The 14964-nt window shown below is 59.7% G+C and carries 12 protein-coding genes; 7 read left to right on the top strand and 5 right to left on the bottom strand.

Features of this window, described 5'->3' with window-relative positions; genetic code table 11:
* Positions 1-110: 110 nt before the first annotated feature.
* The 6 genes from EA797_RS08180 (at position 111) to EA797_RS08205 (ending at position 10005) form a co-directional block, all read left to right on the top strand.
* Entirely contained in the window at positions 111-1526 is a 1416-nt protein-coding gene (locus tag EA797_RS08180) for a di-heme oxidoreductase family protein (protein ID WP_122164602.1), read from the top strand.
* A gap of 38 nt (positions 1527-1564) precedes the next feature.
* Positions 1565-2638 (top strand): imelysin family protein, encoded by a 1074-nt coding sequence (locus EA797_RS08185; RefSeq protein ID WP_122164603.1) that lies wholly within the window; start codon positions 1565-1567, stop codon positions 2636-2638.
* A gap of 2 nt (positions 2639-2640) precedes the next feature.
* On the top strand, positions 2641-3735 hold the full coding sequence (locus tag EA797_RS08190) for a DUF1513 domain-containing protein (protein ID WP_122164604.1): 1095 nt from the start codon (positions 2641-2643) through the stop codon (positions 3733-3735).
* Positions 3736-3856: 121 nt separating this feature from the next.
* A complete protein-coding gene (locus tag EA797_RS08195) occupies positions 3857-5482 on the top strand; it encodes a methyl-accepting chemotaxis protein (RefSeq protein WP_122164605.1) in 1626 nt (541 codons plus the stop codon).
* A gap of 292 nt (positions 5483-5774) precedes the next feature.
* Positions 5775-6929, top strand: coding sequence for an efflux RND transporter periplasmic adaptor subunit (locus EA797_RS08200; protein WP_122164606.1), 1155 nt, complete (start codon positions 5775-5777; stop codon positions 6927-6929).
* A gap of 28 nt (positions 6930-6957) precedes the next feature.
* The gene (locus EA797_RS08205; protein WP_122164607.1) at positions 6958-10005 is read left to right on the top strand and encodes a multidrug efflux RND transporter permease subunit; all 3048 of its coding nucleotides are present in this window, start codon (positions 6958-6960) and stop codon (positions 10003-10005) included.
* Positions 10006-10064: 59 nt separating this feature from the next.
* Here EA797_RS08205 and EA797_RS21980 read toward each other — a convergent pair whose 3' ends face one another.
* From EA797_RS21980 to EA797_RS08230, 5 genes are all read right to left on the bottom strand, one after another.
* Positions 10065-10295, bottom strand: coding sequence for a hypothetical protein (locus EA797_RS21980; protein WP_122164752.1), 231 nt, complete (start codon positions 10293-10295; stop codon positions 10065-10067).
* 236 nt (positions 10296-10531) lie between these two features.
* Positions 10532-12181: a chaperonin GroEL gene (groL, locus tag EA797_RS08215; protein ID WP_122164608.1), complete on the bottom strand. Its 1650-nt coding sequence runs from the start codon at positions 12179-12181 to the stop codon at positions 10532-10534.
* Positions 12182-12239: 58 nt separating this feature from the next.
* Positions 12240-12533 (bottom strand): co-chaperone GroES, encoded by a 294-nt coding sequence (locus EA797_RS08220; RefSeq protein WP_019340746.1) that lies wholly within the window; start codon positions 12531-12533, stop codon positions 12240-12242.
* Positions 12534-12781: 248 nt separating this feature from the next.
* Positions 12782-13246 carry an FxsA family protein gene (locus EA797_RS08225; RefSeq protein ID WP_122164609.1) on the bottom strand — a complete coding sequence of 155 codons (465 nt, stop codon included), beginning with the start codon at positions 13244-13246 and terminating at the stop codon, positions 12782-12784.
* A 126-nt stretch (positions 13247-13372) separates the two neighbouring features.
* Positions 13373-14074 carry a HugZ family pyridoxamine 5'-phosphate oxidase gene (locus EA797_RS08230; protein ID WP_122164610.1) on the bottom strand — a complete coding sequence of 234 codons (702 nt, stop codon included), beginning with the start codon at positions 14072-14074 and terminating at the stop codon, positions 13373-13375.
* Between the two features lie 99 nt (positions 14075-14173).
* On the opposite strand from EA797_RS08230, the gene EA797_RS08235 reads away from it, so the two are divergent.
* Positions 14174-14932: an SDR family oxidoreductase gene (locus EA797_RS08235; RefSeq protein WP_122164753.1), complete on the top strand. Its 759-nt coding sequence runs from the start codon at positions 14174-14176 to the stop codon at positions 14930-14932.
* Positions 14933-14964: the final 32 nt, after the last annotated feature.

Consider the following 14964-nt stretch of genomic DNA (forward strand, 5'->3'; position numbering starts at 1 on the left):
GTCCTGCGCTCGCCTGGCACATCCATCCCCGCGCCAAATGCAAATTGATATTATTCAGGCCCTCGTAGGCTGCTACGATTGGCGCCCTGTAAAAAGGCTATGGAATATCGATGCACCTGCTTTCCCGCCCCGTCACCGCCCTCCTGACGGCACTCGCTCTGTCTGCATGCGACGCGAATGGCCCACGCTTCGATGAGCCCGAGCCAGGCGAGGCGCTATCCGGCGGTGATGCCACTGTCCGGAAATTCGACCATAACGCCTTCTCCATGCCATCTGCCAATCTTGACCCAGTGCGGCGCCTGGATTTCAGCGTGGGAAACAGTTTTTTCCGAAACCCCTGGGTCATCGCACCCGCCTCTACCACGGCACGCGACGGCCTCGGTCCGCTGTTCAATACCAATGCGTGCCAGAGTTGCCACATAAAGGATGGTCGAGGCCGGCCGGCAGAAGATGAGCGCGGCAATGCGGTTTCGATGCTGGTGCGCCTTTCGATTCCCGCAGCAGATGAGCACGCCGAGGTGTTACGCGAACGAGGCATCGCACCGGAACCCACCTACGGCGGCCAGCTGCAGGACATGGCAATACCGGGCGTAGCGCCAGAGGGCAAAGTTCGTCTGGCTTACGACACGCACATCGAGCGATTCGCCGATGGGTTCGAAGTGGAACTGCGCTCTCCGCGTCTGACGATCACCAATCTGGGCTATGGCCCGATGCACCCCGAAACCCAGTTTTCGGTACGCGTAGCCCCCGCAATGATTGGCCTCGGGCTACTCGAAGCGATCCCGGAATCGGCGATATTGGCCAATGCCGATCCGGATGACAGCAACGGCAATGGGATTTCAGGACGGCCCAATCGGGTTTTCGACCAAGTCACTGGCGAGACATCACTTGGGCGGTTCGGCTGGAAGGCCGGGCAACCGAACCTCAATCAGCAGAACGCCGACGCCTTCTTCAACGACATGGGACTGAGTACCAGCCTGTTCAGCGGCCGAAGCTGCACTCAGGTTCAAACCGACTGCCTGGCAATGCCCCAAGGCGGCGAACCGGAAGTCAGCGATAACATCCTGTCCATGGTGCTCTTCTACACCCGTAACCTGGGCGTACCGGCTCGACGTAACGTAGACAACCCGACAGTCCTGGCGGGCAAGACCCTTTTTCATCAGGCCGGATGCCAGAGCTGTCACGTGCCCAAATTCACCACCGGCGATGCGACGGAGCCGGAGCTAGCTAATCAGGTCATTCGACCTTATACCGATCTGCTGCTGCATGACATGGGTGAAGGCCTTGCCGACAACCGCCCTGAATTCGATGCCACTGGACGTGAATGGCGCACTCCCCCGCTTTGGGGTATCGGCCTGACGCAAACCGTCAGCGACCACACACAGTTTTTGCACGACGGACGCGCCCGTAATCTGCTCGAGGCCGTGCTCTGGCATGGCGGCGAAGCGGAGCCGGCCAAACGGGCCGTGCTCGAATTCGACAGCGCAGAGCGCAGCGCTCTGCTGGCTTTTCTTGAATCCCTCTAGTGTGTCTGCCGCACACCTGTTTGCCACTGAGGAACACCATGTACCCCAACCGTCTCTCTCGTGCCTTTACCGTCACCGCGCTCGGCCTTCTCCTGGCGGCTTGCGCACCGTCCGACCCCTATGCCGAAACCAGCGAAACGCTGAGCAATGAGGTCCTGCTCCCCGCCTACACCAACTGGGCAGAAGCCAATCGGCGCATGGCAGCCAGCAGCATCGCCTACTGCGCGGGTAACGAGGAGCTGGACGATGCACGCCAGGCCTACCTTCAGGCTCAGCTCGCCTGGGCCGGGCTGCAGCCGCTTCTTGTCGGCCCGCTGGGCGAAGGCAATCAGGCCTGGCAGGTGCAGTTCTGGCCTGATAAGAAAAACCTCGTCGGCCGCCAGGTCACTGCGCTGCTAAAGCGCAAACCCGACCTGACAAAGGCGGACATCGAAAATGGGAGCGTCGTACTGCAGGGGCTGACCGCCTACGAATACGTGCTTTACGACAAAGCCGTCGACCTGACCGATAACGACACCAAGATGCTCTATTGCCCATTGCTGCAGGCGATCGGCGAACATCAGCAAAAGCTAGCGGCCGACATCCTGCTCGAGTGGCAAGCGAAAGACGGCATGGCTGAACAACTGAGCAAGTTTCCCAACGAGCGCTATGCCGAATCGCAGGAAGCCATTGCCGATCTGCTTCGGGTTCAGGTCACAGCGCTGGATGGCCTGAAAAAGAAGTTGGGCGCCCCCCTGGGTCGGCAGACCAAAGGGTTCCCGCAGCCATTCCAAGCCGAAGCCTGGCGCAGCGATGCAACGCTGGAGAGCATCGATGCCGCACTCGCGGGCGCTCAACGTTTATGGCTCGGCCAAGACGACAATGGCCTGAAAAAGCTGGTTCCTGCCGATCAGGCTGATCTGGCGAAGCGCATCGACGCTGCCTATGGAACGGCCCGCAAACACCTGGAAGACATCATGCTTCCCTTTAGCGAGCTGATTGCCGATGAAGCAGGCCGTGCGCGACTCGATGCGCTTTACAAGGACATTGATGCTTTGCATCGCCTGCATCAGACCGAACTGGCCCGAGCGCTCGGTGTGCAGATCGGCTTCAACGCTCACGACGGAGATTGACGTTGAAACGGCGCGCATTTCTGGGGTTTGGCGGCGCCCTGGCGGCCGCCTCGGCGGTTGGTGGCTGGGCGCTCACCCATCACTCCGAGCAGCCGCTGCTACTTTCGGCACGTGACGATGCCGACGGCCGTCACTATGCGGTCGGCTACCGGCTCGATGGCACTCGGGTCTTCTCGACGCCTGTGAGCGAGCGATGCCACGACGTCTATGCGCATCCGCATCTTCCCATCGCGGTGTTCGTCGGCCGTCGACCGAGCCGCGAAAGCTACCTGATCGACAGCCGAGACGGCACGCTGCTTCAGATCCTGGCATCGCCGCCGAACCGTCACTTCTACGGCCACGGTGTGTTCCACGCCAGCGGCGACTGGTTCTATACCACCGAGAACGACACGGCTGAACCAGGCCGAGGCGTGCTTGGTGTGTACCGCGTTGATGAGCGCCGCCTCATACGTACCGATGAGCATTCGACCCACGGTGTAGGGCCTCACCAATTGCTGTGGATGCCAGATGGCGAAACGCTGGTGATAGCAAATGGCGGCATTCGTACCGAGGCCGACAGTCGGGCAATGATGAATCTCGCCGCCATGGAGCCCAGCCTGGTGATGCTGCGCAGGGACGGCACTTTGTTGAGCAAGGAACAGCTACCCGAACAGATGAACAGCGTGAGGCATCTGGCGGTCGCGGCCGATGGCACTGTGGTCTCAGGTCAACAGTACGAAGGCGACCCGATGGATCAGGTACCGCTACTGGCCATCAAACGACCCGGAGAGCCATTTCAGGCCTTTCCATTAGGCGAACCTCAGCGCCGCGTCATGAACCAGTACACTGCAAGCCTGGCGATCAATGATGCGCTGCGCCTGCTGGCCGTGACTGCGCCACGCGGCAACAAGGTTTTCATCTGGGATCTGGACAGCACCGCCCTGCGGGACGAAATCCACCTGCCGGACTGTGCAGGCGTAGCAGCCACTGAACGAGGCTTCGTGGTGAGTTCGGGACAGGGTCGGTGCCGGTCGATCGATTGCACGGCCGAGCGCTTCGTCAGCACCGCGCTGAAATTGCCGGCAGGCCTCTGGGATAACCACCTGCGACTGGTCTGAAAGCGCTCAAGTATCGAAACGGCAGGCCGAAAAAGGGGATGTACCGAGTGGTCAGGGAGCAGACCGCTCGACTCGTTTTGCGGGTTTCGCAAGCGCCTCCTTTCGATGAGAAAACACCCCGATGTTCCTCAATAAATCTCTGCGTGCTCAATTGTTGTCGCTGATTGGTGGCAGCTTGCTGCTCATGATGGTCATCGCACTGGCCAGCTTCTCATTTCTTTCCGACGGAATCTCGGCCTACCAGCAGTTGCTGCGAGGGCCCGTCGAATCTTCACGCCTGATCAATGAAGCCAACCTCGAGTTCAAGGTTCAGGTGCAGGAGTGGAAGAACGTGTTGTTGCGCGGCAAATCCGCCGAGAACCTGAACAAGTTCTGGCAAAGCTTCGAAACACAGGAAGGCAAGGTGCAGGAACTGCTTGGCACCCTCGTACAGGCCAACCAGTACGACCCGGCGCTGGCTAGCCAGATACAGAAGCTGAAGGACGAACATCGGTCATTGGGCGACGCCTATCGTCGCGGACGGGACGCATTCGTCGGGGCTGGAAGCGACCCTTATGTAGGCGACGCCGCAGTAAAAGGCATCGACCGAGCCACCAGTGAACAGCTCAGCACACTGGTCAATCAACTTCGTGACTCAGCCTTGGTCAGCTCCGGAGACATCAGCCGTGCGGCTGATCGGTCCATCATCGCCGGTACACTGGTGATGCTTGCCGCAGGAGTTCTGATCGGCCTGCTCAGTCTCTGGCTGGTCAACCGTAACCTGATCAATCCGATCCGCCACCTGATCGATCACATCGCCAACCTTAGCCACGGCAATTTCAAGGAGCGGGTCGATACCAACCGTGCCGATGAGTTGGGGCGTCTGGCCGTGGCCGCCAACGTGCTGCGCGACTTCCTGGCCGATACCTTCACTCGACTGCAACGCAGTACGTCGGATCTGGACAGCGCCAGCGGCGAGCTGAACGCTATCGCTACGCTGATGGGCCAGGGTACCCGCGAGCAATTCTCGCGCACCGATCAGGTGGCTACTGCCATGCACGAGATGTCCGCAACTGCCCAGGAAGTTGCGCGCCACGCGGCCGAGGCCGCGCGCGCAGCCGATGCGGCGGATCATTCAGCGCAACAGGGCGAGACCATGATGCGCTCGACCATCCAGACCATTACCCACATGCGCGGCGAGATCAGCAATACGGCCGAGGTCATTCGCCGGTTGGAAGCCGACAGCGGCCGCATCGGCAAGGTGCTGGAGGTCATCCGGGGCATCTCCGACCAGACCAACCTGCTGGCACTCAACGCCGCCATCGAGGCGGCCCGCGCCGGTGACGCTGGCCGCGGGTTCGCCGTGGTCGCTGACGAAGTCCGGACGCTGGCCAGACGCACAGCTGACTCGACCGCCGAGATTCACCAGATCATCGATAGCGTACAAACCGGCGCTGTGGATGCAGTGCGTGCCATTGAAGGCGGTCAGGCCCGCAGCGCAGAAGGCGTGGATCAGGTAACCGAGGCAGGTAGCATGCTGCAACGCATCACCCAGGAGGTCGAAGCGATCCGCGACATGAACAGACAGATCGCTACGGCGGCCGAGGAACAGACGTCCGTTGCCGAAGATATCTCGCGCAACCTGACAGAGATCACCGCTATCGCCACGACCAATCAGGACAACGTCGAACGTACCGAAAAAGCCAGCCAGAACCTGCACGGTTTGTCGGCTCAGCTCACTGAAGTGACCCACCGCCTGGCCGGTTGAGATCCAATCGTGAAGAGCGGGCCCCGCAGCGGCGGGGTCTCGCCGCATCCTATGCGGGTCGTGAAGTGATCCGCCATTGAAAGCTCCTCGTCAACACTGCGCGAGGATGACTGACATCCCGCTTTACTTGCGCCCGGTTCGCGGCTAATTTCCTTGTCTCCCTGTCCTGCGGGACGACAACCAATGCCATGACCGGTGTATTCCAACGCCTGGCCATAGCTCGTGCATTCTGAACGGCTGCCTCGATTCATGGCTGTAGCCAGCCGGCTCATCTCTCCAAGGAATACGGAAAATGTTGCGCCGCATGCTCATCATGCTCGGCGCGGTGATCGTCGTAGTACTGATCCTCGCCGCCATCAAGTTCAACTCCATTTACTCGCAGATCCAGCAGTTCAAGGCGCCTAAGCCTCCGGTCAATGTCGAGGTGGTCGAGGCCGGCAGAGTCCCATGGCAAAGCCGCCTCCCGGCCATCGGCACGCTGACTGCCTCGCAGGGTATCGATTTGTCCGTGGAGATCGCAGGCACCATCAGCGACGTGCAATTCCAGTCGGGTGAAAAGGTGCGCAAGGGCCAGCCGATCGTGCTACTCGACAGCGAGATCGAGCAGGCCACACTGGCGGCCGCCGAAGCCGATCTTCATCTGGCCAAAGTCGAGTTCGAGCGCGCGCGAAGCCTGATCGATCGCCAGGCCATTTCACGCAGTGAGTTCGATCGGCTCAATGCCGAATCGCAAAAAGCCAAGGCCAGCGTGGCCCAGCTAAAGGCCAGCCTGGCGAAGAAACGCATACATGCGCCCTTCTCCGGCACCATCGGTATCCGGCAGGTCGACGTCGGTGACTTCGTCGCAGCCGGTACTCCAATAGCGACGCTGCAGGACCTTTCAACGTTGTTCGTCGACTTCTATATGGCCGAGCAACAGGTGCCGTTGTTGGCCATCGGGCAGCCTGTGCAGGTCCAGGTCGCGGCATTCCCCGGCGAAGCATTCGAAGGCACGATTGTCGCGCTGAATCCCAAGGTGGAGATCACTACCCGCAACGTGCAGGTTCGCGCAGAACTGGCCAACCCCGGCGAGCGCCTGTTGCCCGGGATGTTCGCCGACCTTCAGGTGTTGCTGCCCAGCGAGGATCCGAAAGTCATCGTTCCTGAAACCGCCATTACCTACACGCTGTACGGCAACTCGGTTCTGGTGGTGAAGGAAGGTCAACCGCCCGAGCCGGAAGACGGGGCCGAAGCGGCCCCGCGCAACGAACCCTACCTCGTGATTGAGCGGCGTTTCGTCAAAACCGGCGAGCGCCGCGACGGACGCGTAGTGATCCTAGAAGGGCTCGAAGCTGGCGAACAGGTGGTCATTGCCGGCCAGCTCAAGCTGGACGGCGGCGCCCACGTGGCAATTGCCGAGAAACGCACCCTCGAACTCGAGCCAAACAGCCGGTCCGACGCACGCTAAGGCGTCGGCTATAGGGACATCGATCGTCATGGCTTTTACCGATCCATTCATCCGCCGTCCTGTGCTCGCCAGCGTGATCAGTCTGCTGGTCGTATTGCTGGGCTTCCAGGCCTTCAACAACCTGGTGATCCGACAGTACCCGCAGATGGAAAGCGCCCTGATCACCGTGACCACGGCGTATCCCGGCGCCAACGCCGAGACCATACAGGGCTATATCACCCAGCCACTGCAACAAAGCCTGGCAAGCGCCGAAGGCGTCGACTACATGACGTCTGTCAGCCAGCAGAACGTCTCGATCATCTCGGTCTACGCCCGTATCGGCGCTGATACCGATCGGCTCTATACGGAGCTGCTCAGCCAAGCCAACTCGGTGAAGAACCAGCTGCCGCAGAACGCCGAAGATCCTGTACTGAACAAGCAGGCCGCAGACTCCACGGCGCTCATGTACATCAGCTTCTACAGCGATCAACTGAGCAACCCACAGATCACCGATTATCTGTCGCGTGTTATCCAGCCAAAGCTGGCGACCCTGCCCGGCATGGCCGAAGCGGAGATTCTCGGCAATCAGGTCTTTGCCATGCGCCTCTGGCTGGACCCGGTGAAGCTGGCCGCCTATGGGTTGTCCGCTGGCGATGTGAATGAAGCTGTTCGCAAGTACAACTTTCTAGCCGCGGCCGGCGAGGTAAAAGGCCAATACGTCGTCACCAGTATCAACGCCGACACCGAGCTGAAGACGCCCGAAGCCTTCGCCGCCATTCCACTCAAAACCCAAGGCGACAGCCGCGTGCTGCTGGGCGATGTCGCACGAGTTGAAATGGGCGCCGAAAGCTACAACGCCATCAGCTCGTTCGATGGCATTCCTTCAGTCTATATAGGCGTCAAAGGGACGCCGAGCGCCAACCCGCTGGACGTGATCAGCGAAGTGCGTGCCGTGATGCCGGAGATCGAATCGCAGCTGCCGCCAGGCCTGAAGATCACCATCGCCTATGACGCGACACGATTCATCCAGGCATCGATCGATGAAGTGGTGAAAACCCTGGCTGAAGCCGTGGTCATCGTCATCGTGGTGGTATTCCTGTTCCTGGGTTCGCTGCGCTCGGTATTGATCCCGGTAGTGACCATCCCACTGTCAATGATTGGCGTGATGTTCTTCATGCAGACAATGGGTTATTCCATCAACTTGCTGACGCTGCTGGCCATGGTCTTGGCGATCGGTCTGGTAGTGGATGATGCCATCGTGGTGGTGGAGAACATCCACCGGCATATTGAGCAAGGCAAAACGCCGTTCCAAGCCGCCCTCGACGGCGCTCGCGAGATAGCCATGCCGGTCGTTACCATGACCATCACGCTGGCGGCAGTCTACGCGCCCATCGGATTTCTTCAGGGCCTTACCGGTGCCCTGTTCCAGGAGTTCGCTCTAACGCTGGCAGGCGCGGTGCTGATCTCCGGATTGGTGGCACTCACGCTCTCGCCCATGATGTGCTCGCGATTGCTGCGTCATGAAGAAAATCCAACAGGCCTTGCGCACCGGCTGGACCTGATTTTCGATCGACTCAAACTGCGCTATCAGCGAGCACTTCACGGCACGTTGAACACTCGCCCGGTGGTTTTGGTGTTCGCCGTCATCGTGCTCGGCCTGATCCCCGTCCTGCTTAAGTTCACCGAAAGCGAGCTGGCTCCTGAAGAAGACCAAGGCATCATTTTCATGATGGCCAGCGCGCCTCAGACCGCTAACCTCGACTATCTGAACGCCTATACCGACCAGTTCCTCGAGATATTCAAGGCGTTCCCGGAGTACTACTCCTGGTTCCAGATCAATGGCTTCAACGGTGTGCAGAGCGGCATTGGCGGCTTCCTTATGACGCCATGGGATGAGCGAGAGCGCACTCAGATGGAAGTACTACCCGAGGTCCAGGCGCAGATCGACAAGATTCCAGGTTTGCAGGTCTTCGGTTTCAACCTGCCTTCCCTGCCGGGTACGGGAGAGGGTCTGCCATTCCAGTTCGTGATCAACACCGCCAGCGATTACGAGTCGTTGCTGCAAGTGACCGAGCGCATCAAGGAGAAGGCCCAGGCATCAGGCAAGTTCGCGTTCCTCGATGTCGATCTGGCCTTCGACAAGCCGGAAGTGGTAGTCGATATCGACCGTGAGAAAGCCGCCCAGATGGGTGTCACCATGGAAGACCTCGGTCTGACGCTCGCCACACTGCTGGGCGAAAGCGAAATCAACCGGTTCACCATTGAAGGCCGCAGCTACAAGGTGATTGCCCAGGTCGAGCAGGCGTATCGGGACAATCCCGGCTGGCTTAGCAACTACTACGTGAAGAACGGCCAAGGCGAGATGCTCCCGCTTTCCACCCTGATCAAGGTGAGCGATCGGGCGCGCCCGACCCAGCTTTCTCAATTTCAACAGCTCAACGCCGCCACCATTCAGGGCTTTCCGATCGTCAGCATGGGCGAAGCGATCGAGACGCTACGCAGCATCGCTCAGGAAGAGGCGCCACAGGGTTTCACCTACGACTACGCCGGCGCCTCACGTCAGTACATTCAGGAAGGCACAGCCCTATACACGACTTTTGCGCTCGCCCTGGCCATCATTTTCCTGGTGCTGGCCGCGCAGTTCGAAAGCTTCCGGGACCCGCTGGTGATTCTGGTTACGGTGCCGCTATCGATCTGTGGTGCGCTGGTGCCGCTATTCCTGGGATTGTCGAGCATGAATATCTATACCCAGGTCGGTCTTGTAACCTTGATAGGTTTGATCAGCAAGCACGGGATCATGATCGTCGAGTTCGCCAATCAGCTGCGTAGGGAACAGGGGCTGAGCCGTCGTGAAGCGGTGGAAGAGGCAGCGGCGATTCGCCTACGACCGGTTCTGATGACCACAGCCGCGACAGTGTTCGGCATGGTGCCGCTGATTCTGGCAAGCGGTGCCGGGGCGGTGAGTCGTTTCGATATCGGGATGGTCATCGCTACAGGCATGACCGTCGGCACGTTGTTCACGCTCTTCGTGCTGCCGGCGGTGTATACCGTCATTGCAAGCCCGGACCATGGAGCTACGCCAGTAACGCCCCATTGACCGCGAGGACCGCGGCGCAGAACGTTTGATCGGTAGGTGCAGGTTTCGTCGTGCGCGGCTCAGCTGCGCCCTACGAGGCTCTGAGAAAGCCCGTACATGAACAACAACAGGTCATGATCCGGCCGTGCATCCGAGATCGCCGCTCGGGCGACACGTGGCACTGCGCAATGACTGCTGAGTTCGCTCCGCGCGACAACCCTGGCGTCCGGTTCACTCCATGCAGCTGCACAAAGGGAAGCGACACCGAGGGAGCCAACCAGAAACAATCCTCTAGCAATTTCAAGTTTCATCGCGCAAACCCTTGTTATTAGGTGAATTGAGAAGCTCACCATAGTCGACAATTTCCAGATGTGCGCAAAAAAATGACAAGTGGCTATTTTTTGCGCAGCAATACCATTGATTTGAGTGTCCGGCCTAAAGAATCGCCGTGAGCGGCGGACTGTATTCGCACGATTGCACAATTTCTAACGCATAAAAAAAGCCCCGCACGAGGCGGGGCTTTTTCTGACGCTACGGGCCGGCTGGCTTACATCATGCCGCCCATGCCACCCATACCGCCCATGCCACCCATATCCGGCATACCGCCGGCAGCCTTGTCCTCAACCACTTCAGCGATCATCGCCTCGGTGGTGATCATCAGGCTGGCGATGGAAGCCGCTGCCTGCAGAGCAGAGCGGGTAACCTTGGCCGGGTCGAGAATACCCATCTCGATCATGTCGCCGTACTCGTCGGTCGCAGCGTTGAAGCCATAGTTGCCCGAACCCTGCTTGACCTTGTCGACCACAACGCTCGGCTCGCCACCGGCGTTGGAAACGATCTGACGCAGCGGCGCTTCAACAGCGCGGCGCAGCAAGGTGATACCGACGTTCTGATCTTCGTTGTCACCCTTGAGCTCGGAGATGGCCTGCAGAGCGCGCACCAGTGCAACGCCGCCGCCAGGAACCACGCCTTCTTCGACGGCTGCACGAGTAGCATGCAGGGCGTCTTCAACGCGGGCTTTCTTCTCTTTCATCTCGACTTCGGTGCCAGCGCCGACCTTGATCACCGCAACACCGCCAGCCAGCTTGGCCAGACGCTCTTGCAGCTTCTCTTTGTCGTAGTCGGAAGTGGTGTCTTCAACCTGCTTGCGAATCTGCGCAACGCGGGCTTCGATGTCGACCTGCTGACCAGCACCATCGATGATGGTGGTGTTTTCCTTGTTCAGTACGACGCGCTTGGCGTTACCCAGGTGCTCCAGGGTAGCGGTTTCCAGGCTCAGGCCGACTTCTTCAGAAATCACGGTACCGCCAGTCAGGATCGCGATGTCCTGCAGCATGGCCTTGCGGCGATCGCCGAAGCCAGGCGCCTTGACGGCAGCAACCTTGACGATGCCGCGCATGTTGTTGACGACCAGAGTTGCCAGGGCTTCGCCTTCGACGTCTTCAGCAACGATCAGCAGCGGACGACCGGCCTTGGCAACGCCTTCCAGCACCGGCAGCAGTTCGCGGATGTTGGAGATCTTCTTGTCGACCAGCAGCAGCATCGGGCTGTCGAGCTCGGCCACCATGGTGTCGGGCTTGTTGATGAAGTAAGGGGACAGGTAGCCGCGGTCGAACTGCATGCCTTCTACGACGGACAGTTCGTTTTCCAGGCCCGAGCCTTCTTCAACAGTGATCACGCCTTCCTTGCCAACCTTTTCCATGGCTTCGGCAATGATGGCGCCGATGGAGCTGTCGGAGTTGGCGGAGATAGTGCCTACCTGTGCGATGGCCTTGAAGTCAGCGCATGGCTTGGACTGGTTCTTCAGCTCAGCAACAATGGCGATGGTCGCCTTGTCGATGCCGCGCTTGAGGTCCATCGGGTTCATGCCGGCAGCAACGGCCTTCAGGCCCTCATTGACGATCGACTGAGCCAGAACGGTGGCGGTGGTGGTGCCGTCGCCTGCATCGTCGTTAGCACGGGAGGCAACGTCCTTGACCAGCTGCGCGCCCATGTTCTCGAAACGGTCCTTCAGCTCGATTTCCTTGGCAACGGAAACACCATCTTTGGTGATGGTCGGAGCGCCGAAGCTCTTCTCGATGACGACGTTACGGCCTTTCGGGCCGAGGGTCGCTTTTACCGCGTCAGCCAGGACGTTGACGCCGACCAGCATTTTCTTGCGAGCGGAGTCGCCGAACTTAACTTCTTTAGCAGCCATGTTGATTCTTCCTCAAATTCTGTTGATGGAACGCAGTTCGCTCTCGAGCGAACGCAGATCAGGCTTCGACGACAGCGAGAATTTCGTTCTCGCTCATCACCAGCAGGTCTTCGCCGTCGACTTTGACGGTGTTGCTGCCGGAGTAAGGGCCGAATACGACCTGGTCGCCAACCTTGACGGCCAGCTGACGGACTTCGCCGTTATCCAGAACGCGGCCAGTGCCTACAGCGACGATTTCGCCACGGTTTGGCTTCTCGGCAGCGGAGCCCGGCAGCACGATGCCACCTGCGGTCTTGGTTTCTTCTTCGCTGCGACGAATCACGACGCGGTCATGCAGAGGACGAAGCTTCATTGTCGATCTCTCCTAGTACAGTGGTTTCCATGCCGATGCATACTCATCGGCGGGTTGGGCAAATCCGGCGGTGCCGGTTGCGGCCCGCAATGCGAGCCGCAGAAGACGGACTGTCAAAATGCGACAGCGACCTTGCGGTGACCGCTACATGCGGGCGTCAAAAATGATTTCAAGGGCAGCACGCGGATTTTTTGCATTCGAGACGATAAAAAAAGGCATGCCACGCATGCCTTTTCGTCGAGATATCTTTATTTATCGCGGCGCTCCCACTCGCCCTCGATGACGTTGGGCCGCTGGGGCGCTTCCCGACGTGCCTGTTGCTGGTGAAGGTCGTCGGCAAAGGCCCTGCGCCGCTGAGCCTGTGCCTCGAAACGACGCCCGACATAACCGAGAAACAGCTTGCGCGATGGCGGAAACAGCACGAGCAACGCGACGATATCGCTGAGGAATCCCGGCAGGAACAGAAGTCCACCGGCTACAGCCATCATCAAGCCCTGAAGCATTTCCCGTTCCGGCAGTTCACCGTGAGCCAGACGCTCCCGCGCACGCCAGGCAGTGGCGAAACCTGCCAGACGCATCAGCAGGATGCCGGCCATACCGCTGATGATCAGCAACAGGATGGTCGGCAATACACCGACCGAGCTGCCAACCTTGATCAGCAATGCCAGCTCGGCCAGCGGAAACAGGAGAAACAGCAATAAGAAAATTCGCATTGATAGTCCTTGGCGGAAGAACGGCTTCCGAATTCGTGTACATGACGGCAGCGCTGCTCGAATTCAACCCATCGGCGAAAGAGGCTGTAACCAGATTATTCTCCGATGCGCTTACCCGAGGCTTAATCAGCGCCGCGCCATCGCCACCAGCGCCTGCCGCACAGCTCCCGGATTTGTGCAACTTTCTGGGAACGCCAACCAGTGAATGGCATGGCCGATGCGCAAGTGAAAACCCTCGCTGTCGATTCCGACCATGCGGGCGGCGGGTGCCGGAGGCAGTCCTGCTTGCAGTACATAATGAGCAATCGCTGCAGCATGGTCTTGATTCATATGATCCAGCATGCCGCCCTCACCGTCTCCAGAGCCCGCGAAAGGATTGGCCAACGCCACCTGATCCAGCCAGTGGATAGCACCGAAGCCGCCGATGAAACGCCAGCGCACCGGCTTCAGAATCCAGAAATCGAAATCATGAACGCTGTGGTAGTCGCTGGACTCCGGAAAATAGCGGTAATAGCGCTTTGCTACATGACCCACCGCAACGTCATCGACCCGCTGCGCTTCGGCCAGCAGGGTGAGTCGCCCCGTTGCCTGAACGTCCTCCGCGCCGCGCTCGGAGACCAGCAGGGAGCAGCGCGGGTCGGCCTGTAGATTTTTGGTGTGCTGGGCAATGCGGCTGATCAAGATCAGTGGCCAGCCTTCTTCGCTTAGGCAGTAAGGCACGGCCGAGCCGAATGGAAATCCGGGCATGGCCTTGGAGTGAGTGGAGAGCACGGCGCGGTATTCCTTGAGCAGGAGTTGTCGGGCATGCTTTACGGCTTCGGCGCTCACGGATGCTCCTCGAGGCAGGACAATTCGACGGAGCCCAAGCATAACGGTTTCATCAGCGGACGTCGTTTGGCGGCATTCGAAGGCATTGAGGAGTTGGGCATGCAGTTGAAAGACAAGGTCATCATCATCACCGGGGGCGGCCAGGGACTGGGCCGCGCCATGGGCGAATACCTCGCCGGCAAGGGCGCTCGACTGGCATTGGTCGATCTCAATCAGGAACGCCTGGATGAAGCGGTAGCGGCCTGCAAGGCGGCCGGGGGCGACGCGCGTGCGTATCTGTGCAACGTCGCCAACGAGGAGCAGGTCAGCCACATGGTGAGCCAGGTCAGCAACGACTTCGGCACCCTCGACGGTTTGGTCAATAACGCCGGCATCCTGCGGGACGGCCTGACCGTCAAGGTCAAGGATGGAGAGCTGTCGAAGATGAGCCTGGCGCAATGGCAGGCGGTGATCGACGTCAACCTTACTGGCGTCTTCCTTTGCACTCGTGAGGTCGCGGCGAAAATGATCGAGCTGAAAAGCCAAGGCGCGATCGTCAATATTTCCTCGATATCCCGTGCAGGCAACATGGGGCAGGCAAACTACTCAGCCGCCAAAGCCGGTGTGGCAGCGGACACCGTCGTTTGGGCCAAAGAGCTGGCACGCTACGGCATCCGTGTAGCAGGCGTTGCGCCCGGTTTCATCGAGACCGAAATGGTCGCCAGCATGAAGCCCGAAGCGCTCGAAAAGATGACCGCAGGTATCCCCCTGAAGCGGCTCGGCAAGCCGATGGAGATCGCGCACTCCGTCGCATACATCCTTGAGAACGACTATTACACCGGCCGCATTCTGGAACTGGACGGCGGACTGCGCCTTTAACAGTCGACAAAACGAAACCGGGCGCCTGGAAG

The sequence above is a fragment of the Stutzerimonas zhaodongensis genome, from assembly GCF_003696365.1.
GTDB lineage: Bacteria > Pseudomonadota > Gammaproteobacteria > Pseudomonadales > Pseudomonadaceae > Stutzerimonas > Stutzerimonas zhaodongensis.